14 protein-coding genes and 1 pseudogene are annotated in these 21,587 nt (G+C 70.8%); 5 read left to right on the top strand and 10 right to left on the bottom strand.

Annotation, left to right across the window (positions count from 1 at the left end):
* Window positions 1-18: 18 nt before the first annotated feature.
* A complete protein-coding gene (locus tag EEJ42_RS26700; RefSeq protein ID WP_123103706.1) occupies window positions 19-684 on the top strand; it encodes a GntR family transcriptional regulator in 666 nt (221 codons plus the stop codon).
* Window positions 685-721: 37 nt separating this feature from the next.
* Here the strand turns inward: EEJ42_RS26700 and EEJ42_RS26695 are convergent, their stop codons facing one another.
* The gene (locus EEJ42_RS26695; protein ID WP_123103704.1) at window positions 722-2,548 is read right to left on the bottom strand and encodes a helix-turn-helix domain-containing protein; all 1,827 of its coding nucleotides are present in this window, start codon (window positions 2,546-2,548) and stop codon (window positions 722-724) included.
* A gap of 318 nt (window positions 2,549-2,866) precedes the next feature.
* Here EEJ42_RS26695 and EEJ42_RS26690 point away from each other — a divergent pair, with 318 nt between their 5' ends.
* The 4 genes from EEJ42_RS26690 (at window position 2,867) to EEJ42_RS26675 (ending at window position 8,174) form a co-directional block, all read left to right on the top strand.
* Window positions 2,867-4,216, top strand: a complete 1,350-nt coding sequence (locus tag EEJ42_RS26690; protein ID WP_221179432.1) for an MFS transporter — start codon at window positions 2,867-2,869, stop codon at window positions 4,214-4,216.
* Window positions 4,217-4,252: 36 nt separating this feature from the next.
* A complete protein-coding gene (locus EEJ42_RS26685) occupies window positions 4,253-5,644 on the top strand; it encodes a protoporphyrinogen/coproporphyrinogen oxidase (protein ID WP_221179431.1) in 1,392 nt (463 codons plus the stop codon).
* Window positions 5,645-5,689: 45 nt separating this feature from the next.
* Complete coding sequence (locus EEJ42_RS26680) at window positions 5,690-6,583, top strand: dihydrodipicolinate synthase family protein (RefSeq protein WP_123103700.1); 894 nt, start codon at window positions 5,690-5,692, stop codon at window positions 6,581-6,583.
* A gap of 64 nt (window positions 6,584-6,647) precedes the next feature.
* Window positions 6,648-8,174: an aminobutyraldehyde dehydrogenase gene (locus tag EEJ42_RS26675; protein ID WP_184503287.1), complete on the top strand. Its 1,527-nt coding sequence runs from the start codon at window positions 6,648-6,650 to the stop codon at window positions 8,172-8,174.
* Window positions 8,175-8,195: 21 nt separating this feature from the next.
* On the opposite strand, the pseudogene EEJ42_RS53155 reads toward EEJ42_RS26675, so the two are convergent.
* From EEJ42_RS53155 to EEJ42_RS26630, 9 genes and pseudogenes are all read right to left on the bottom strand, one after another.
* Window positions 8,196-8,603 (bottom strand): annotated as a pseudogene (locus EEJ42_RS53155) (MBL fold metallo-hydrolase); the annotation flags it as partial.
* Window positions 8,604-8,819: 216 nt separating this feature from the next.
* On the bottom strand, window positions 8,820-9,326 hold the full coding sequence (locus tag EEJ42_RS26665) for an inclusion body family protein (RefSeq protein ID WP_123103698.1): 507 nt from the start codon (window positions 9,324-9,326) through the stop codon (window positions 8,820-8,822).
* Between the two features lie 4 nt (window positions 9,327-9,330).
* A complete protein-coding gene (locus tag EEJ42_RS26660) occupies window positions 9,331-11,184 on the bottom strand; it encodes a thiamine pyrophosphate-binding protein (protein WP_123103696.1) in 1,854 nt (617 codons plus the stop codon).
* On the bottom strand, window positions 11,181-13,220 hold the full coding sequence (locus EEJ42_RS26655) for a flavin monoamine oxidase family protein (RefSeq protein ID WP_123103694.1): 2,040 nt from the start codon (window positions 13,218-13,220) through the stop codon (window positions 11,181-11,183). Before EEJ42_RS26655 ends, EEJ42_RS26660 begins: the two co-directional genes overlap by 4 nt.
* A gap of 369 nt (window positions 13,221-13,589) precedes the next feature.
* The gene (locus EEJ42_RS26650; RefSeq protein ID WP_123103692.1) at window positions 13,590-16,268 is read right to left on the bottom strand and encodes an endo-beta-N-acetylglucosaminidase; all 2,679 of its coding nucleotides are present in this window, start codon (window positions 16,266-16,268) and stop codon (window positions 13,590-13,592) included.
* Window positions 16,181-18,502 (bottom strand): glycoside hydrolase family 3 protein, encoded by a 2,322-nt coding sequence (locus tag EEJ42_RS26645; protein ID WP_123103690.1) that lies wholly within the window; start codon window positions 18,500-18,502, stop codon window positions 16,181-16,183. Before EEJ42_RS26645 ends, EEJ42_RS26650 begins: the two co-directional genes overlap by 88 nt.
* Complete coding sequence (locus EEJ42_RS26640; RefSeq protein WP_123103688.1) at window positions 18,489-19,790, bottom strand: glycoside hydrolase 5 family protein; 1,302 nt, start codon at window positions 19,788-19,790, stop codon at window positions 18,489-18,491. The genes EEJ42_RS26645 and EEJ42_RS26640 overlap by 14 nt, the downstream gene beginning before the upstream one ends.
* A 1-nt stretch (window position 19,791) precedes the next feature.
* Window positions 19,792-20,661: a carbohydrate ABC transporter permease gene (locus EEJ42_RS26635; protein WP_123103686.1), complete on the bottom strand. Its 870-nt coding sequence runs from the start codon at window positions 20,659-20,661 to the stop codon at window positions 19,792-19,794.
* Window positions 20,661-21,587: a carbohydrate ABC transporter permease gene (locus tag EEJ42_RS26630; protein ID WP_246097410.1), complete on the bottom strand. Its 927-nt coding sequence runs from the start codon at window positions 21,585-21,587 to the stop codon at window positions 20,661-20,663. Before EEJ42_RS26630 ends, EEJ42_RS26635 begins: the two co-directional genes overlap by 1 nt.

The following is a 21,587-nucleotide window of genomic DNA, read 5'->3' as shown; positions in this document are numbered from 1 at the left end:
AGAGGTCAAGGGGGTTTCATGCAGCACGTGGCGACCGAGCCGAGGGGCGAGGAGCTGTCCCTCGCCGAGCGCGCCTACCGCGCCATCCGCGACCGGCTCGTCATGCTCGAGATCCGCCCGGGCGCGCCGATCAACGAGGACCAGCTGGCACAGTCCCTCGGGGTCGGCCGGACGCCGGTGCGCGAGGCGCTCAAGCGGCTCCAGTACGAGCGCCTGATCACGACCTACCCCCGGCGCGGCACCTTCGCCACCGACGTCAACATCACCGACCTGGCCCACATCTCCGAGGTGCGCCAGGAGCTGGAGCCGCTGGCCGCCGCCCAGGCCGCGCGGCGCGCCACGGCGGCCGACCGTGCGGTCCTGGCGGGTGCGCTACGGGAGCTGGGGAGCGTGGATTCCCGTCGGCCCGGCGCCGATGAGCTGATGCGCCTGGACCTCCAGGTCCACCGCGCCATCTACGCCGCCACCCACAACCCGTACCTGGAGGACACCCTCGTCCGCCACGACAACCTGGCCACGCGCATCTGGTGCCTGTTCATCGACCGGCTGTCGGACATGGCGGGCCACGTCGAAGAGCACGGACCGCTGCTCGAGGCGGTCGTCGCCGGTGACGCCGAGAAGGCGGCCCAGCTCGCCCGCGACCATGTCGAAGGCTTCGAGCGGGCCATTCGCGCCGCGATCTGAGGCCCCGTAAGGCCTGAGCTGAAGCCTCGTTTCCGCGTCAGTGCGCGGCGTCCCGCGAATTATCACGGCGCAGACGGGGCCTGCCCGCCAGGGTCGTCCACAGATGCGGGGCGGCGTCGTCCTCGGGGAGCTGGGCGATCATGAAGCGGACGCAGCGTTCGATCTTGACTCGCCACAGGCGGGCCGCCTCGTTCCCGTCGGCGTTGTGCAACGCCTCGTGGACGGCGGTGTCTTCGTCGCTGATGGCGTCGCACGCCTGGCTGTAGTCCATGTCCAGCACCGTGACGAACATGCGCAGACGGGCCGTGAGGCGTTCGAAGGTGTGCGCCGCCTGCGGGAGGTCCGCGGTGCGGGCGAGGGCGTCCTGATACCGCAAGTCCACCTCGCGTATGCGGGCGTGGTCGTTGTCCCGGGCGGCGTCGCGCACCTCCGCCAGGGCCGCTGAGGCCGGGGCGAGCTGGTCGCGCCCGAGCATGGCGACGCGCCGGATGAGCAGCGCGCCCAGGCTGGCGCGCAGGGCGTAGAGGTCGAGGACGTCCTTCGGCGTGACGGTGGGGACGGCGGTCGCACCGCCCGGGAGCAGATCGAGCATGCCCTCCTCGGCCAGCGCCCGGAGCCCCGCGCGGACGACCCGGCGCGAGAGGCCGAGGCGGGTCGCGAGCGGCGCCTCCCGGACCCGGTCGCCGGGCCGGTGGCGGTCGGCGAGCAGGGCTTCGCGCAACAGGCCCACGACGGGATCGGTCGTGAGGGGAGCGCCGGGCGGCTCGTCGGGGGATGTGAACGTGGTCGCCGTGGGGACGTCGGCGTCGCCGGGAGCGCACACGTCCCGGGCGTTCGAGTCGTTGCCGGAGCCGCAGATGGCCGGGGTGTCGTACACCGGGCGCGGGGCGGCGACCCGGGTGAAGGGGGCCGCGGACGGGGTCCATGTGGTGGACCAGGTCAGCAGCGCGTCACGGAGGCGGTGCGGATCGGGGACGGTCTCCTGGGCGGACCGGGCATCGGCGGCGAGGAGGCGCCGGGTCTCGTCGGTCCACTCCGCCGGGCCGGGTACGTGGTGCCAGCGCAGCCGCGGGGACACGTCCTGGCACACGTCGCGGCCTTCCGCGGGTACGCCGTGTGCCAGGACGTGCACCGCTCCCCCGGTATCGGCCGCCGCCCCCGCCTGCTCCAGGAACGTGCGCAGGGCGGGGTGGTCCGTCCAGGGCGTGTCCGGCGTGTGCCGCCCGCCCCGGAGCGCGGCGAAGGCGGAGGCCACGGCCAGGACGTGGGGCGCCTCCCGCTCCTGGCCGAACAGCCGGCCCGCGCAGGTGCGCGCGGCCCCGCCCCGCCCCGTCCGGGCCGTCGCGAGCACGCACACCGGTGGCGCGATGAACAGGCCGACCACCTCCTCGGCGCGGTCCGGCAGGGACCACGCCCGGCGCGGCCCGGCCGTGGCGCCCGCCCCCGGCCGGACGCGGTAGGCCCGCCAGATCCGGCTCACGGTGCTCTGGCTCAGGCCGGTTTCGGCCGCCATGGAACGCGTCGACCAGGCGTGTCCGGCACCGGGCGGCGGTGGGGTGAGGGTGCGGACGAGGACGTGGGCCACGGTGTCGTCGTCCGCCACGGGGGGCCGCCCGGGACGGGGCTGCTCGTCCAGGCCCGCCAGCCGTTCGGCGAGGAAGCGGGCGCGCCACTTGCCGACCATGTCGCGGGAGATGCCGAGGCGCCTGGCCACACCGCTGTTGGTGGGCTCGTCCTCGCAGGCCAGCACGATCCGCGCACGCAGCGCGCGGGCCTGCGAGCAGTTGCGGCTGCGGGTCCATGTCCGCAGTGCGGCCCGTTCGTCCTCGGTGAGGATCACGGCGTTGCGGGGGCGGCCGACCATGGCGGCAACCGTAGCCGAACTTCTGATTCGGGTGTACCCCGGTGCCGGGTCGGACGGCGGGGGCATTGTTGGCCGCCCTCGGCCTTCACATACTTCGTTGCCATCCGGCGGCCACGCTGCCGGCGTCCCCAGGAAACCGTGAGTTCGCGACCTCGGAACCGCGGTGTGTCCGGCCCGGACCGCCCTCACCGGGGCGGCGACCGGGCGTCCGGCACCAACGACACGACATCAACCCCGACCTGGACCGGACGGCCCTGCCCCGGGCACGTCCGGGAACCGCTCCCGGAGGCTGAGATGACCGCAAACGCACAAAACAGAGTGGATGACGCGCCCCTTTCGGGCTTCCACAAGAAACTCGCGCTGTACTCCTCCGGGGGGCCGTTCCTCGACGGCTACGTCCTGAGCATCATCGGCGTCGCCATGGTGCAGATCACGCCGCAACTGGACCTGTCCGACTCCGCCCAGGGGCTCATCGGCGCCTCGGCGCTCATCGGCATCTTCCTCGGTGCCTTCGTGGGCGGCTGGCTGACCGACAAGTTCGGCCGGCAGCTGCTGTACACCATCGACCTGATCGCCATCATCGTCTGCTCGGTCGCCCAGTTCTGGGCCGCCGATCCGGTGTGGCTGTTCATCCTGCGCCTGCTGATCGGCATGGCGGTCGGCGCGGACTACCCCATCGCCACCTCACTGCTGGCCGAGTTCACGCCGCGCCGCTACCGGGGGCCGCTGCTCGGCGGCCTGGTCGTCATGTGGTTCGTGGGCGCCGCCACCGCGTACGTCGTCGGCGAGATCCTGCTGTCGGTCGGCCACGACGGATGGCGGTGGATGCTCGCCAGCGCCACGCTGCCCGCCACGATCATCGTGCTGCTGCGTCACGGCACGCCCGAGTCCCCGCGCTGGCTGGCGAACAAGGGCCGCACCGACGAGGCCGAGGCCGTCCTCAAGCAGGTCTACGGTCCCGACGCGACGATCGTCGACCTGACCGCGGAGGAGCACGAGAACGTCGACGTCAAGGCGATCATGCGCTCCGGCTACGGCGGACGGATGCTGTACATCTCCGTCTTCTGGACCTGTTCCGTCGTCCCGCTGTTCGCCATCTACGCCTTCGGCCCGAAGATCCTGGACGCGCTTCAGCTCGAGGGCGGGCTCGCCAACATCGGGGAGGCGCTGATCACCGTCATGTTCCTCCTCGGCTGTGTGATCGCCCTGCTCGGGGTGAACCGAATGGGCCGCCGCACCCTGGTCATCCACAGTTTCGTCTGGTCGGGCCTGGCCCTGCTGCTGCTCGGCATCTTCCCCCACGCCCCCTCGGGCGTGATCATGACCCTGTTCGCCCTGTACGCGATCATCATCGGCGGCACCCAGATCCTCCAGTGGATCTACCCGAACGAACTGTTCCCGACCGAGGTACGCGGCTCCGCCGTCGGGCTGGCCTCCTCCGTCAGCCGTATCGGCGCCGCCGTCGGCACCTATCTCGTCCCGCTGGCCCTGACCAGTTGGGGCATCGGCGGCACCATGATCGCCGCCGCCGCGATCAGCCTCGTCGGCGCCCTCGTGTCCGTCCTGTGGGCGCCCGAGACGCGGGACCTGGCCCTGCACGAAGCCGCCGCGCTGCATCCCCGCACCGGCGGGACCGCCGAGACCGCCGGGCGCCCGGCGAGTGTCTGACCGCTGTCATCTCCCCCGCAACGGCCAGGGAAGGACATGATGAAGGACGTAGTGATCGTCGGAGGCGGCATCGCGGGACTGTCCGCGGGCTGGCGACTGCGGCACTGGGACACGCTGCTGCTGGAGTCGGAGGGCCGGGTCGGCGGACGCATCCGCTCGGAGCGCCGCGGACCGTACTGGCTCAACTGGGGCGGGCACGTCTACGCGGGCGGAAACTCCTCCACGGCGTGGCTCCTGCGCGACACCGGCATCGACTCGACCCCGGTGACGGGATCGCTGGCCGGGCTGTCCATGAACGGCAAGCTGCTCCTGAACGGCCGGGTGGAGAGCTATCCGTTCCGGATTCCCATGCCGTGGTCCGCCCGCGCCGGGATGGTGAAGGCCGGTGCCAAGGTCGCGCTCGCCGTCGCCAAGTACGCGAGGATCGTGCGGTTGCGGCCCGGCGAGGACGAGGCCGCCCGCCAGCGGCGGGTCTACGACTTCATGAACGACCGCAGCTTCTCCGACTTCGTGGGCGACCTGCCCGAAGACGCCGAAGCGCTGTTCAAGCCCACGGTGACCCGTTCCGCCGCCGACATCGACCAGATCTCCGCCGGTGCCGGTGTCGGCTACTTCAGCCTGGTGTGGAACATCGGCGGTGGCCTCACGCAGAGCATCCTCGGCGGCCCCTCCACCCTCACCGAGGGCATCGCCGCGGCCCTGTCGGACCGGGTGCGGCTGAACGCGGCCGTCGACGAGATCGTTCAGAAAAAGGGCTCGGTCGTCGTCCGCTACCGGCAGGACGGGGTGGAGCGGGAGGTCGAGGCGCGCTGCGTGGTCCTGGCCACTCCCGCGACCGTCAGCCACCGCATCGCGGTCGACCTCGACCGCGACGTCCGGGAGGCCCTGTCGAAGGTCGTCTACGGCCCGTACGTGAGCGCGGCGTTCCTCACCAACGAGACCGGGCGTCAGAAATGGGACGGCGCCTACGCCATCGCGACGCCGAAGCGGTCCTTCAACGTCCTGCTGAACATGTCGAATATCGCGCGCGGTCTGGAGCCGGAACGCCGTCCCGGCAGCAGCGTCATGACCTTCTCGCCGGGCAGTCTGGCGCGGTCGCTCCTCGAACGCGACGACGACGAGATCCGCCGGACCTACCTCGACGACCTCGGCCAGGTCCTGCCGGGCCTCCCCGAGAAGGTCGTCGAAGCCGAGGTGCAGCGCTGGCCCACCGGCGCGCCCTACTGCTTCCCCGGCCGCGGGAGGTTGCAGTCGACGCTGACCCGCCGCAGCGGCCGGGTCCTCCTGGCCGGTGACTACCTCGGCACCCTCTACACCGAGACCGCGATCCAGACCGGCCTGTCCGCCGCGCAGGAGGCGCAGAGCCTGCTGGCCACCGACCGGCAGACCATCCCGCACGGCCTGGCGCCGCTGCGCGCCGTCACCTGACTCCGCCTCCCCTGTCCCCCAGTTTCTTCCGAGGAGACTCACAGCATGTCGTCACAGCTGAGCGGTGTCCTGACCGCCCTTGCCTCACCGTTCGCGCCCGACGGACAGATCGACGAGAAAACCCTGCGCCGCCTGGTCGACCGCAGCGTCGACGGCGGGGTCGACGGCGTCGTCGCCTGCGGATCCACCGGTGAGTTCGCGGCGATGAGCGGCGCGGAGCGGCGCCAGGTGGTCGAGACCGTCGTCGACCAGGTGGCCGGACGCGTGCCGGTGATCGCGCAGACCGGTGCGCTGAGCACGAAGGAAGCGGTCGCGCTGTCCCGCCACGCAGAGGCCGCCGGAGCCTCGGTCCTGATGGTCGTCGCCCCGTACTACGAGCCGCTCACGCTCGATGAGACGCTGCGCTACCTGCGTACCGTGGCCGACGCCGTGGACATCCCGATCATGCTCTACAACCTGCCCGCGGCCACCGGTGTCCCGCTCCCGCCGGAAACCGTCGGACAGCTCGCCCGCGAGGTCGAGAACATCCAGTACATCAAGGACACCAGCGGCGACATGGCCCAGGCCGGACAGCTGATCCACCGGTACGGCGACGTCATCTCCACCTTCATCGGCTGGGACAGCCTCCTTCTCCAGGCGATCTCCGAGGGCGCCGCCGGTGTCATGGCCGGGACCGCGAACGTGATGCCCGCCGAACTCGTCTCGATCCACCGTGCGGTGCGCGACGGCGAACTCGGGCGCGCGCGAGCCGAGTGGGCGCGGATCTACCCCCTGATGGACACCATGATGTCCGCGCCGTTCATTCCGGCGGTCAAGGCCGCCCTGGAGGTGGCAGGGTTCCCCATCGGGCCTCCCCGTGAGCCGGTGCTCGGCCTCGACGCCGCCACGACCGCCAGGATCTCCGCCCTGTACGAGGAGCTTCGCCAGCGGTCGGCGTGACGGGGCTTAAGGCCCCCGACCGCATCCCGGCCGATTCCCACCACCACCCAGGGAGCCACTGATCATGAGCACTGCCGCCGCATCCACGACGGTCACCGTTCGCCGCGCGACGGACGCACCGCCGCTGATCTCCGCGGCCGACCTTCCTCCGGCCGGCCACTTCGTGGACGGGGCCTTCCTCGACGGGACGTCCCCCGGCGGATCGCACGAGCGCGTCATCGACGTGGTCGATCCGAGCACGGAGAGCGTCATCGCCCGGATTCCCGAGGGAACCGCCGAGGACATCGACCGAGCGGTCGCCGCCGCGGCGCGGGCCAAGGGCCCGTGGGCGCGGCTGGTCCCCAAGGACCGCTCGGAGGTGCTGCACGCCATCGCCGACCGGCTGGCCGAGCACACCGACCTCCTGGTCAGGCTGGAGTCGGCGAACACCGGCAAGCCGCTCGCGGTGTCACGGGACGACGTCGCCATGACCGTCGACACCTTCCGCTTCATGGCCGGTGCGATGCGCGCGGCCACCTCGATGGCCGCCGGTGACTACGTCGAGGACCACCTGTCGGTCATCCTGCGGGAACCGCTCGGGATCGTCGGCGTGATCACGCCCTGGAACTATCCCCTGCTCATGGCGGCCTGGAAGCTCGCGCCCATCCTCGCCGCGGGCAACACCCTGGTCATCAAGCCGTCCGAGCAGACTCCGCTGACCACGCTGAAGTTCGCCGAGCTCGTCGCCGATCTCCTGCCGCCCGGGGTGGTGAACGTGGTGACCGGCTACGGCGCGGTGGCCGGGGCCCGGCTCGCCGAGCACCCGGACGTGGACATGATCGCGTTGACCGGTTCGGTCCCCAGCGGCCGCGCCGTGGCCCGGGCCGCCGCGGACACCCTCAAGCGCGTACACCTCGAACTCGGCGGCAAGGCCCCGGTTCTGATCTTCCCGGACGCCGATCTCGCGGCCGCCGCCTCGGCCCTGCGGGAAGCCGGGTTCTGGAACTCCGGCCAGGAGTGCGGGGCCGCCTGCCGCGTCCTCGTCCACGCGTCGGTCGCCGAGCAGTTCGTCGACCATCTCGTCGGCGAGGTTCGGGCATTGGTTGTCGGTGACCCGCGCTCCGGCGAGGAGGTCGAGGTCGGCCCCATGGTCTCGAAGGCACACTTCGACCGTGTCACCGGGTTCGTGGAGCGCGCGAAGAACGACGGCGCCCGCGCGGCGACGGGCGGCGAAGCCCTCGACGGCCCAGGCTACTTCGTCGCCCCGACCGTGCTGATCGACCTCCCCGAAGGCGCCGAGGCCACGCGCCAGGAGATCTTCGGCCCGGTGGTCACCGTCGAGACCTTCACCGACGAGGACGAGGCGGTACGCCGGGCCAACGACGTGCCCCTCGGCCTGTCCGCCTCGGTGTGGACCGAGAACGCCCGCCGCAGTCACGACGTCGCCGCGCGCCTCGACAGCGGAACGGTCTGGGTGAACTCGCACCTCGTACTGGCCGCCGAGGTCCCCTGGGGTGGCTTCAAGGGATCCGGCTACGGCCGGGACCTGTCGATCTACGCCCTCCAGGACTACTCGCGCACCAAGCACGTCATGCACCACCACGGTCGCTGATCCCACCTCAGGCTCCGGTCCGCTTCTCGGGGGCTCCCACACGGCGTGGTCGTGGGCGAAGAGCACACGGCGCGGGTCGAAGTCGGCGAGGCGGTCCAGCCAGGGCCGGTACGGGGGAAGCGGCGGGGCCAGGCCGCTCCTGGCGGCGTGGCGGGCCAGGTGGTCGGCGGCGAACTCGGAGGCGGAGTCATGGGCCTGACCGGCCAGGACGACCGTGCCGTCCGGGCGGCGGACGACGAGGGACTGGTGGCCGTCGGTGTGGCCAGGGGTGGGGACGATGCGGACACCGGGCCAGGTCTCGGCCTCACCGGTGAGTTCCGTATACGTCGCACCCGGGAAGTCGATCAATGCGTCGATGGTGCGGCCACCTTGGCGCGCGGTGGCCAGTTCCGTGGTCTGGACGAGGATGGGGGTGCCCGCCAGCAGGGGGAGGTGGTCAGTCGGTCTCCCTCGCCTACATGAACAACGACTGCACCGGGCCGGTCATCGATGTGATCCCTCCCGACGGCGAGTCCGACGGAGGCGAGATCGCCGTTCTGGGCCGGGTCGTCTGGATCCGCTGACGCATGACGGACGGCGGAGTGGACGGCGCGGGGCTGCGCGCCGTCCACGTGGTGTGCGGTTACCCGACCGCGGCGATGGCCGTCAGGAGCGTTTGTCGATGGTGATGAACGGGTCCCATTGGAAGTACCCCACCGGCTTCAGGTCACTGTCCAGGATCTGGAAGTAGAAGCGGTACGTGACCCGGCCGGTCTTGCGGACGTCCGCCTCCCAGTAGTGGTCCTCGTAGTCCTGCGTGACGAAGTCCGGCCTGCCGTCGGACCCCTCCTTCGGCATCGGATAGGTGCCGTCGCCCACCACGATCCGCGGCGTGCTGATCAACGGATCGCCGCTCACGTACCGGTACAGCAGGGCGCTGTATTCGCTGTTGAGCGACAGCGTCGTCTCGCGCCACCGGATGATGTCCCGGGGGTTGGCACGGAAGTTCAGCTCGGCTCCCGACGTGCCGACGACGCGGTCGTGGCGTGTCGTCATGTAGATCAGGTCGTGGTCGACCTGGGTCGGCGCGTCGGGGTTCCTCGACGCACTGGGGTAGCGCTTGGCGATCGAGAACGCGTCGAACGCGATCATCACGTTGATGAACTCGGACATGTTCCTAACCCCTTTTCTGTTGCACCTTGTACGCCATGGCCCGCGGGTAGTCGTGCCGGTGCAGGCGGACGCGGACCAGCAGCGGTCCGGCGTTGAGCGGGTCGGTGGGATCGGCGAGGCGGGCCAGCAGTTCGTCCAGCTCGGAGGTGTGGGCGATGCTGATCCCGTTCGCCGGGGTGTTCTTGCCGGAGAACACCTCCGCGAGGCGGTCGTAGTGCCACGGGTGGAGGACGTTGTAGAAGTCCGCCTCCTCCGTCTCGCCCGTGCCGTCGCGGGAGTCCCGGTCGGCGTAGTAGGACGGGTGCACCAGCATCTGCTCGATGCCGTAGAAGTGCCCGTTGTCCATGACGAACACCACCGACCGCAGCCCGAGCCGGGTGTGGGTGGAGATCTCCTGGCAGGTCTCCTGGAAGGCGCCGTCGCCGACGAACACCATCGGGCGGGCGTGATGGCGTTCCGGGGCGAGCGCGGCGCCGGTGGCCGCGCCGACGGACCAGCCGATGGACAGCCAGCTGATCTGCGACAGGAACCCGCCCGCGGGCAGGCTCAGGTTCATCGAGCCGATGAGCGAGAACGCGGCGTCGGAGACGACCGTCCAGTCACCTTGCGTCTCATGGCCCAGGAAGTGGTTGACGCGGTCGAACACGCCGTCGTAGGTGAGCCGTTCGTCGTGCCGGGAGCGCGAGCCGCCGGTGCGGAGCGTGGCGCGGTGGCTCCGCAGGCTCGCGGGGCGGTCACCGGGCGCGCCGTGGTGGGCGTGGGCCTCGGCGTAGTAGTCGGCGGTCAGTCCGCCGGAGCCGAAGCGCTTCACCAGCGCGTCCTGGAGGGCGGGCAGGAGCCGCTCCAGCTGGACGTCGGGGAAGTACCGGGTGCCGACGCTGACACCGCCCTGGGCGGCCATCGCCCAGTCGGTGCCGACGCACTGCTCCCCGCCGAGGTTCTTCGACGTGGACCAGGCCCCGAGGCCGATCCGGCAGGTGGCCCACTCCTTGAAGATCCAGTGCACGTCCGGGTGGCTGGCCGCGCCGTTGTAGACGCCGTGGAACTGCCGCGGTTCCTCGTCGACGACGGCCTTGGCGCCGACGGTGGTACAGAAGGGCACCCCGGTGGCGTCCGTCAGCTCGGTAAGCTGCCCGCCGAGGCGGAACCGGTCGATCTCCTCACCGGCCCAGATGATCGGGCGGGGCCTGCCGTCCGGGCCGGGGTGTTCGTCGATCAGGGTGAGGATGGCGTCCACCGCGTTGTCCAGCATGGTCTGGTTGCGGGTGCTGAACGGCCGCTCGCGGCGGAGGAGGGGCTGCTCGGCGGCGGCGCAGGGCTCGTCCCACAGGTCCTCCATGACCTCCAGGTAGACGGGCCTGCGCTCGGACAGGCAGGCGGTGAGCGCGGCGTCGATCTGGCCGGGCGCGAGGCCGGGGTTGGAGATGACCTGCGCCTCTACGGTGACCTGCCGGTAGACGTCCAGGTTGCTCTCCCGACGGGGGCTCATGTGGGAGGTGAGCAGGCCGAGGGCGCGGTAGTTCTGCCACTGCTCGTAGGGCGGGCAGGCGTTGATGGCGACGAGCGGGACGTGTTCGACGTAGGCGCCGCCGCAGGCGTTGAGCAGGTTGAACGCGCCCACGCTGTAGGTGACGGCGGCCGCGCCGATGCCGTGGACGCGGGCGTAGGCGTCGGCGGCCTGGCCCGCGCCGCCCTCGGTGGGGGTGCCGACCCACTCGACGTCGCCCTCGGCCCGCAGGGTGGTGAGGAACGGGCCCAGGTGGTTGCCGGGGACGCCGAACAGATGCGTGATGCCCAACTCGGCCAGACGGCGGGCCAGGTAGCGGGCGACCGTGCACTCGGGGAAGACCGCGGTCATGAACGGCCCTCCCGGTGCGCGCCCGGGGTGGTGACCGACGGGGCCTGGTGGACGGCGGTGGCGGCGCGGACGGCGCTCTCCAGTGCGCCCTCGATCCAGGCGTGCTTGAGCGAGGTGTGCTCCCCGGCGAAGTGGACGGGGCCTTCGGGGCGGGACACGTCCAGGTGGAAGCTGGTCATCTGGTGCGGGGTGTAGATGGCGGCCTCGCCGAAGGCGTACGGGTCGCGGGCCCAGCTCTTGGTGGCGCCGCGGCCGGTGAAGAACACCTCGATGCGGCGGCCGTGCAGGGCCTGGAGGTTGCGCAGGGCGTAGACGTAGCGCTCGTCGTTGCGCATGGAGTCCCAGCGCGCGGCGTCGTCGGACCAGGAGTACGAGGCGAGCACCACGCCGCCGGTGCTGCCCTCGACCCGGTGCGAGGGGTAGTACATGAACCGGTTGGGGTTGTCGGTGGCGGAACCCCCTCCGAAGCAGTGGGAGGCGGGGCGGACGGCGGGGCCGCGCAGCGGCATGGTGCTGTTGAGCTGCCGCATGTCCTCGGTGACGCTGTTGTCCTTGACCGCGGCACCGAGCAGCCCTGCGCCCGCCTCGGCGACGAACGCGGGGACGGGCGCGGTGTCCTGCTCGCCGCCCTGCTGGTAGTGCTCGTAGAGGCCCGGGCCGATGCTCTCCAGTTCGTTGCGCCAGTCGTCCTCGGTGAACTCCCACCACCGGTGGCTGAACTCCAGCAGCACCTTGGTGGCCTGGTCGTAGTGGGTCTCGATGATGGCGCGGCGCTTCTTGTACGACATCGAGGGGACGATCTCCACGAAGCGCAGCGCGGAGAACGGGATGGTGACGATCGCCAGGTCCGCCGTCCACAGGCGCGGCGGGGCCTGCGGGTCGTTCTCGGGGACGGTCTGCACGGCCACGCCCCACCCATCGGATCCGACGGCACCGGTGCCCTCGGGGTCGGCATCGCGGCTGGGGTCGTGGTATTCGAGGCGGATCATGCGGTGGCCGAGCTTCACCTCGTCGCGCAGGCCCTGGTGGAGGGCGTGCGGCAGGCGCCAGCTGCCGCCGGGCACCTCCCAGTAGCGGACGCCCGGGTTGATGTCGCTGCGGCTCAGGAAGCTGTGGAAGAAGGAGAGGTGCAGCCGCGAGGACATGTTCTCCAGGGTTCCGACGGCCTCGATCGCCTCATCGCTGAGCCCGCCGCACTCACGCAGGAAGCCGCCCATGGAGTAGCCGTCGAAGTCGCGGATGACCCGGGCCCAGCCCTCGACCCACTCGTCGAACGGCTTGTTGACGCGCCGGCCGTCGACGATGTCGGAGTAGTAGTCGCGTACGTACTCCAGCGCGTCGTCGGCCATCTTGATGACGGGGGCGCGGACCTCGTCGTCGGTGAGGTGGAAGCCCTCGTTGATCCGCTCGGGGGCGGCGCCGTAGTCGGCCCGCCGCACCTGGGTGCGGTTGGCGCGGATCCAGGAGTTGCCGCGCTTGTCGGGTTCCTGGAAGCCCGGGCTGTCCTCGCCGTGGGTCCAGGTGCGGCCGGTGAAGGACGTGTACGTCACCGGCGGGACGGCGACCTCGGGGCCGCTGCCGGTGGAGGGGTCGATGTCCACGTTGTAGAACTGGCGGCGGCCGAGCCCGAGCTTGTCGACGAGGGCGAGGACGAGCGGATGGAAGTCGGGCAGCCGCATGGCCCCGGCCTCGGCGTACTGGGCGGAGTCGTCGAAGGGCTGGTGGTGCTTGGTGGTGCGGAAGGTCTTGATGCGTCCGCCGACCCGACTGGCGTTGGCCTCCAGGATGGTGACGTCGTGACCGGCGTCCTTGAGCAGTCGGCCGGCGACGAGGCCGGTGATACCGGCGCCGACGATGAGGATCTTCTTGCGCGGATGCGGGGTGGGGCCGAGGTCGCCGGTGTCGATCAGAGTCTGGAGATAACCGAGCTTGAGGTCCTTGTCGTCCGGCCCGATGAGGAGGAGCTCGCGAGCGAGCCTGAGACACGTCTGCCAGCGCGCACGGGTGGCGGAGTTGCCGCGTGGAGTGTCCGTCATAGCCCGCGATCCTAGATATGAAGAAACGATTATCCACTTATCCAGGAAAGTAATGCGTTAGCAAAGTCCTAAAAGGGCCGAACAACTGCATGACGGGATTTCAACTTGCCGACGATTTTAGATAAGGGGCCGAAATTCACGCCCGGGACGGAAGGGACAAGAGAGTGGGGCCGAGGGCGCCGCAGGTGAGTGCACGGGTGATCCATCGAACTGACCAGCGAATACGCACCGTCAGATATCGTTGGGTAGAGCTCAATTCGAACGCGAGAACGCCCTCGCGCTGACAAATTCTATGGCCAACGCTTTTAGGGTTGCCCGCGCCCGGACTCATAAACCCGGCTCGGTCCCGCACCGGCGGCGCCCCCGTGGTCAGTTGTCGCGCAACACCGTCGTGGTCTTGTTCCCGGCGTAGTCCTCCAGGACCGCGACGACCTTACTGGTGGCGCTGGACATGGTGACCGTCATCGCCGAACGGGTGGTGCGGCCGCGGACGATATACGGCTTGGTGCCCGATCCATAGGTCGTGGCGAACGACTTCGGCTGCCCGTTCTCCAGGACCGTCAGCGTGTGCCAGTCCGCAAGGGTGGGGCGGGAGAAGGCGAAGGTGTTTCCCGTGATCTTCACGGCGGACGTGGGATAGGGGCTGATGTCGGTGTCGGCGAAGGTGCCGCGCACACCGGTGGCCGTGCCGTCGGCGGTCTTCACGGTGAGCAGGTACTCATCTCCGCTCACGGGCACGCCGGTCAGGGTCGCGCCCGACTGGTTGCCCGGTACCGTGACCTCCTTGGTGAACGGCTTGGAGGTGTCGAGGCTGCGGACGGCCACGGTGACGGGCCGACCGGTCTGCTTCGGGGACCATGCCGCCTTCAGGGTGCCGTCGGGTGCCGCCTTGGCGGTCACGTCGGCCGGGGCCGTGGACAGGTCGAACGACACGGTCGCGGGCTTGCTCCGGGTGCCGTCGGGGCCGACCGCGACGAGCTTGATCTGCCCCGAGGTGGCGGTAAAGCGCTTGACGTAGTAGACGTCGTCGTAGATGCCGCCGAGGTAGGTGTCGTCGAGGTAGACGTCGTAGCGGCGGACCGTGTCGTAGTCGCTGCGCTGCCAGGACAGGAACAACTCATCGCTTCCGGGCAGCAGCTGGTCGATGCGCAGCTTCTTCGGCGCCGCCGGGGTGCGGTCGACGCCGTCGTGCAGTGCCAGGGCGCCCAGGTTGACCTGGTAGTCCTTGATCGGCTGTGCGCCCGCGGCGACGACGAGGCCGAGGGAGGCGATCCGCTCCCCGGCGTACTTCGACAGATCGGCGGAGGCAGTGGTCCAGCCGCCCGTGTGCTGGCCGGAGCCGGACAGCGGCACCTGGACCACCTTGCCCGGGTCGGAGGCGAGCACCAGCGCGAGCCGCAGCTGGGAGTCGTCGTCCGCCGAGGGCTTGTTGTAGGTGAGGTCGAGCGTCGACGCCTGTGTGACGCTCAGGTCGGTCTTGTAGAGGCGTACGGTGTTGTCGCTGTCGAGCGTGCCGCTGAGGACCAGGGAGCTGCCCCCGTTGTAGCCACCGATCTTCCGGTACGAGAAGCGGTCGGCGGGCGTGTACTCGGGGCCGTAGTCGAAGTCGGCCTTGAGCGACGACTTCGCGGCGTCGATCCACCACTGCCAGGTCACCGGGATGTCCTGGAGGTTGATGTTGCCCCACTCGGCGTCGTTGGAGAGCTTGCCGTCGCTCCAGGTCGACAGGCCGTGTCCGGTGTTGAAGGACGTCGCGAAGGTGCTGCCCTTGATGACGGAGCGCTCGGCTATGTACTTCGCCATGCCCTTCCAGGTGCCCTCCGGCGTGGTGGCGCCCTGCGACGAGCCGGTCCACCAGCGGCGTTCCCGGTCGAAGACGGCCGACTGGGCCGTGTCGTCGGTCTTCTTGGCGTAGTCGGAGGAGACGAAGTCGGCGCCGAGCGTGGCGATGCCGTTCATGGGGGCGCCGTCGGCGTCGAGGTTGTTGTCGAGGTCGTAGGGCTGGTCGAACTGGTACATGCCCGCCTCGACACCGGCGAAGACGCTTCTGCGCGGATCGAGACCCAGGCCCTTCGCGTAGGTCTTCGACTTGGTGAGCTTGGACTTGTTCCACCAGTAGTTGAGGAAGATGGAGTCGGACACATCGCCCGCGGCCGCGTCCCGGACGAACGGGCCGTTCACCGCGTTGAACTCGTTCTGGTACGAGATCCTGCCGGTGGAGTTGTCGATGGAGTCGTACCACTGCACATACAGGCCGCCGTCGCGCAGCTGCTTGAGGAACTTCTTGTAGGTGGGGATGTCGGCCGGGGCGACCGCGTCCTCCTGGTTGAGGAAATAGCCGTCGAAGCCGTAGTACCGGGCGACCTCGATGAGCTTCGCGGCGGCGGGGAAGCGGCCGTCGGCGTCCCGCTGGAGCAGTTCGGAGTACGCCTGGTCGCCGCGGTCGTTCGGGGAGAAGAAGACGCAGCCCAGCGACCGTACGCCGTTGGCGTGGGCGGCGTTGGTGTAGCCGGGGTTGGGGAGGTTGACCGCCCCGAACTCGAACCACTTCTCCTTCCAGTCGAGGTCGGGGTCGTAGTAGTCCACGGGCACGCCTTCGGTGGGCATGCCGTGCCAGGACGCGTACACGTCGCTGTACTGCCAGTAGTTGAAGAGGTACTGGCTGAACTCGTTGCTGTACGGGTGGCTTTCGAAGAACGCGTTGCCGTAGTCGCCCGCGAGAGTGAGCATCTGGGTGTCGGCCGGGAGCGACGATGTGCGCTGGGTTTTCGCGTTGGGGGCGATGCGGGTCTGGAGGGGCACCTTGGCGCGCAGCAGTTCGGCGTCGGTGTCGTCCGCGGGGTTCCACCGCAGCAGGTCGGTGGAGGAGTAGCCGTGCTGGTAGGGCTGGTTGGCTCCGACGGCGCTCTCCCCCGGCCAGGGGAGGGTGTCGCTCGCCAGGGCGCTGCCGGCGCCCAGGGTCAGGGCCAGTGCGGCCGCGAGCGCGCCGGTGCGTATGCGGTCCGTGGTCCGTCTTCCGGTGCCGTGGTGTCGCCGTTGTCGTGCCATGCCGTGTCCTCGCTTCCCTGGTGGGGGCGGATCGTCGTACGGAGATCCATCACGTACAGGTCGGTGCGGGCCCGTGCGGTCGCGCCCTCGGCGAAGCAGCGCGCGGCGGGCAGGTCCCAGGCGACGGTGACGCGGCCGCGCGGCGGGGCGGTGACCCGGCGGAAGGCGAGGAGTTCCCGTCGCCGGGGCAGCACCGCCCCGCCGGTGCGGTGGCCGAACAACGGCACGATGACCTCGGCCTCGGTGGCGGCGGAGTTGGTGACGCCGACTTCGACGTGGACGGATCGCCCGGTCACGGTGGCGGTGAGGTGGTCGAAGCCGACGGTCCCGTAGCGCAGGCCGAACCCGAAGGGGAACAGCACCGGGTCCGGCGCGTCCCGGTAGACGTCGGCGGCCGAGTGGCGGTCGTTGTACCGCACGGGCACGGCTCCGGAGTGGCGGGGCGCGGTGAACGGCAGCAGACCGACCGGTTCACAGCCGCCGAGGAGCGTGGCGGTGATCGCATCGGCGCCGTGGGGGCCGGGGTACCCGGCCCACAGCACGGCGTCCGTGTGCTCCGTAACGGTGGTGAGCACATGCGGCCTGCCCGCGACGACCACCGCCACGACGGGACATGCGGACCGGGCGCGTACGGCGGTGACCAGGTCGTCCTGGCCTCCGGGCAGCGACACGTCCGCGAGGTCGACGCCCTCTCCTGCGGTCGCCACTGCGGCGGGTCCCGCGACGGCCCCGTTGTCGGCGAAGGCGTCGTCGTAGGCGCGGTGGCTCGTCCCGCCGAGGGCGAGGATCACGACGTCGGCGCCGCCCAGGTCGCTCCGGGAGGGCAGGCCCGGCGGGCACACGATCTCGGCGTGGGGCAGCGCCCGGCGCAGCGCATGGTCCAGGGAGACGGCCGACGACGCGGGCAGGGGCGGTACGTAGTCGCCCAGCATCGCGGTGACGTCGTGGGCGTTGGGCCCGGCGAGCACCACCTTGGTGAGGGATTGCGGGGTCAGCGGCAGCAGATGGTCCGCGTTGTGCAGCAGGACCAGGGACTGGCGGGCCAGGCGCCGGGACAGCCGGTCCGTCGTCCGGGCGGCCAAGGTGAGCCGCTCCCGCCCGGGTGCGGGCCGCGCCGGGGCCGTGTCCGGCAGGAGGCCCAGGCGGTGTTTGAGGGTGAGCACCCGGCGGCAGGCGGCGTCGACCAGCTCGGCCACGCGGGGGTCCTGGGCCGCGGCGGTCTCCAGCAGGGTGAAGGACTCGTCCCACAGCGACAGGTCCACCCCGGCGTCGAGGGCGGCCACGGCTGCGGCCTCCGGGCTTCCGGTCATCGCGGTCAGGCGGTCCACGGCCCGGCCGTCCGCCATGACGATGCCGTCGAACCCGCACTCGGCGCGCAGGAAGCCGGTGAGCAGGTCGCGGTGGGCGCAGCAGGGCACGCCGTCGATGTCGTTGTAGGCGGCCATGAAGCCCAGCGCCCCCGCCTCGACCGCTGCCCGGACACTCGGCAGATGCAGTTCGCGCAGGTCGCGGGGGCCGATGACGGCGGACTGGCCGTTGCGTCCGCCGACCGCCTCGCCCTGGCCCGCCAGGTGCTTGAGGACGACGGCGACACCGCCGGGCGCGTTCCGGTGGCCACCCTGCATTCCGGTCACCACGGCACGGGTGAGTTCGGCGGCCAGCAGCGGGTCCTCGCCGAAACACTCCTCCGCCCGCCCCCAGCGCGGGTCGCGCAGCAGATCCAGCGCCGAGACCAGCGCCAGATGCACCCCGCTCGCCGCCAGTTCCGCGCCGGCGGCCGCCGCCGCCTCGGTCAGCAGGGCCGGATCCCATCCGGCGGCGACGGCCAGGTTGGTGGGCAGCAGCGTCCCGCCGAGGGCCTGGTGGCCGTGGGGTGCCTCTTCCGAGAGGAGCACCCCGATGCGGTGGCGGCCGCCCCGGGCCACTTCCTCCTGCACCAGGGCCGCGACCTCGGCCCGCTCCTCGGGCCGGATGCCGTCGTGCCAGGAGCGGCCCGACCAGGCGTCGGCGCGGAAGACCCCGTACAGGGCGCCGAGGCCGCCCCAGCGGTCGATCTCGGTGCGGGCCCGGTGGGTGAGCCGGAAGCCGCCGCGGGGCCTGCGTTCGACGGCCTGCCAGCCGTACAGGCGCTGGTTGAGCTGGCCGACCTTCTCCCGCGGTGTCAGCTCGGTGAGGAGGCGTTCGACGGCGGCGGGGGCGGGCGCGGGAGCAGCCGGGTGTTCAGTGTTCGGCATGGGTGTGGGTCCGGTTGAGGACGTCCGCGTCGCTGACCGAGGTGTAGAAGGTGCGCCCGGTCGGTTCGGCGTGGACGAGGGAGGTGATGCCACGGGCGCTCAGCGCGCCCGGGTCGGCGGCGGTCGCCGACGTGACCAGGGCGGGGCGTGCCCCGGCGCGGGCGCGCCGCATCCAGGTCTCGAACACGCCGCCGCCCGGGGACAGTTCGGCCCGGGACACGGGGATGTCCTCGCCGTCGACCGGGACCACGACGGCTTCGCGCCGGGGAGCGGGGCGCGACCGGCCGCGGAGTTCGGCGGCGAGCGCGGCGAAGCGCTCCCCGATGGGCTTCACCGCGCCGTCGGTGCCGATCAGGCCGAGGCTGTGTTCGAGGTCGGGGAAGTCTCCGAGCCGCCGTTCCACGTCGTGGGAGCACCACCAGGTGATGCCCCACAGCGCCTCGCTGTCGGCCGCCGCCCGCACCGTCCGTTCGAGGAAGTCGGGCGCCTGCTCCTCGGCGAGGTGATTGAGCGGTGCGCCCACCTCCTGGAGCCACACCGGGCGGACGGGGTCGACGGCGAAGGCGCGGGACAGCTCGATGAGATACGCGGCGTGGTGGACGCTCTCGTGGGACATGGCCCCGTAGCCCTGTGCCGTGCCGTTGAAGATCCACGAGTGGACGACGCTCATGTGGCCGTACCGCGCGGAGTGGGCCGGGACGAAGGCGTGGCCGTCGGCGTACCAGACGGCGTCGTATTCGGCGTTCAGCCGGAAGTGGCGGGGGTCGCGCGGCCCGGTGCCGTGCAGGGCGTCGAGCCAGGAAGTGACCTGGTGTGACGTGGCGGGCATCGGGTTGGGGTGCACCGCCGAGGTGAACTGGTTGACCTCGTTGCCCAGGGTCAGCCCGAGGAAGGTGGGCAGGTCGTGCAGCTGCTCGTCGAACGCCTCCACCAGCCGGGCCTGGGCGGCGATGGCATCGGGGTCGCTGAACATGCTGCGCCGGTGCCAGTCCGTCAGCCAGCTCGGCACGAAGTCGAAGCCGGACAGGTGTCCCTGGAGGACGTCGACGGCGGCGTCGAGACCGGCATCGCCCGCGATCTCCACGACCGCGCGGACGTCCTGGAGGGCGCGGCGGCGGATCAGGGTGCGGTTGGGCTGCACCACGGGCCACAGCGGCAGGATGCGCACATGGTCGATTCCCAGGCCGGCCAGGGCCTTCATGTCGCGGCGGGTACTCTCCGGGTCCGGGGCCAGCCAGGAGTAGAACCAGTCCTGGGAGGGCGTGTAGTTGACTCCAAACCTCAGCATCTCAACCTTTCAGGCCGCCGGCTTCCAGCCCGCGGAAGAAGTAGCGCTGGAGGACGGCGAAGAACGCCACGATGGGCGCCAGGGCGATGATGGTGCCGGCGGCGATGAGGCGCGGGTCCTCGTAGAAGGTGCCGCGCAGCCGGTTCAGGCCGACGGTGAGGGTGTAGTTCTGTTCGTCCGACAGGACGATGAGGGGCCAGAGGAAGTCGTTCCACGAGCCGACGAAGGCGAAGATGGCCACCACCGCGATCACGCCCTTGACCTGCGGTACGGAGATCCGGATGAACCGCTGCCAGGCGTTGGCGCCGTCGACGATGGCGGCTTCTTCCAGCTCGCCGGGAAGGTTGCGGAAGGCGTTGCGCATGAGCAGCACGTTCAGCGCCGCCACCAGGGTCGGCAGGGCGACCCCGAACAGCGTGTTCACCAGCCCGGTGGCCCTGACGGTGAGGAACTGCGCGATCAGGACGGTCTCGGAGGGGACCAGCAGGGCGGCGACGCAGATGGCGGTCGCCACGCCCCGGCCGCGGAAGCGCAGCTTGCCGAGGGCGTACCCGGCGCAGGTGGCTCCGACGACGTTGCCCACCACGGCCATGGCCGCCACCGCCAGGGAGTTCAGCAGATAGCGCGGCACGGGGATGCGGTCGAGCACCGTGGCGAAGTGGTCGAGCGTGGGGTGTTCGGGGATCAGCTTCGGTGGCTGGGTGTACAGGGGCTCTCCGGCGCCTTTGAGGGACAGCGAGAGCTGCCACACCAGCGGGCCCGCCAGGAGCACGGCCATGAGGAGGAGGACGAGGTGGCGCGCCGCGGAGCCCGGCGTGACCCTGCACCGCCGGGCTGCGGTGGTGTGCGGGCGCGGAGAAGGCTGGGCCATCAGGAGCTCCTCTTGCGCTGGAGGGCGAGCTGCGCGAGCAGCAGCGCGCCGAGGATCACGAACATGACGAGACTGATCGCGCCCGCGTATCCGGTGCGCGCCTGGAGTCCGGTGCCCTCGCGCTGGATCAGCATGGTCATGGTGAGGTCGCCCCCGCCCACTCCCCCGGTGCCGCCGGTGAGGACGTAGACCTCGCCGAACACGCGGAAGGCCGCCACGGAGGACAGCACGGCGATGAGCGTCATCGTGGACCGCACACCGGGGACCGTGACGGCCAGGAAGCTGCGCACCGCCCCGGCGCCGTCCATCGCCGCCGCGTCGTACAGGCTCTGGTCGATGTTGGCCAGGGCCGCCAGGTAGATGACCATGTAGTAGCCCAGGCCGGTCCACACGGTGACGAACATGGCGCTGAAGAGCAGCAGCCACCGGTCGGTGAGGAAGGGAACGGGCTCGGCCACCGCGTGGAGGGTGGAGAACAGGGCGTTGACCAGGCCGCGTTTGTCGAGCATGGTCGTCCAGATCAGGCCGACGACCACGGGTGACATGACGACGGGCAGGTACATGGTGGTGCGGAAGAAGCCGGTCAGCCGTCCCGCGCTGCTCACCAGGGTGGCGAGGACGAGCGGGAGGACCACCATGCAGGGCACCACGCACACGGTGTAGAGCGTGGAGTTCAGCAGGGCGGTGGTGAAGCGCTCGTCGGCGAACATCCGGCGGAAGTTGTCCCAGCCGACGAACTCCCCCTGCCGCAGCAGGGTCGAGTCCGTGAACGACAACCCCAGTGTGTTCGCGAACGGCACCAGGACCAGAGCCACGATGACGGTCAGCCCCGGTAGCAGGAACAGCCACGGGGTCAGGCTCCAGCGGTGCGTGGCCAGGACGCTCCCGCGACGGCGGGAGAGGCCGTCCCGGCCGGCTCGCTTCAC

The organism is Streptomyces botrytidirepellens (assembly GCF_003721215.1).
GTDB lineage: Bacteria > Actinomycetota > Actinomycetes > Streptomycetales > Streptomycetaceae > Streptomyces > Streptomyces himastatinicus.
This window is presented reverse-complemented; position numbering and strand designations above follow the sequence as displayed.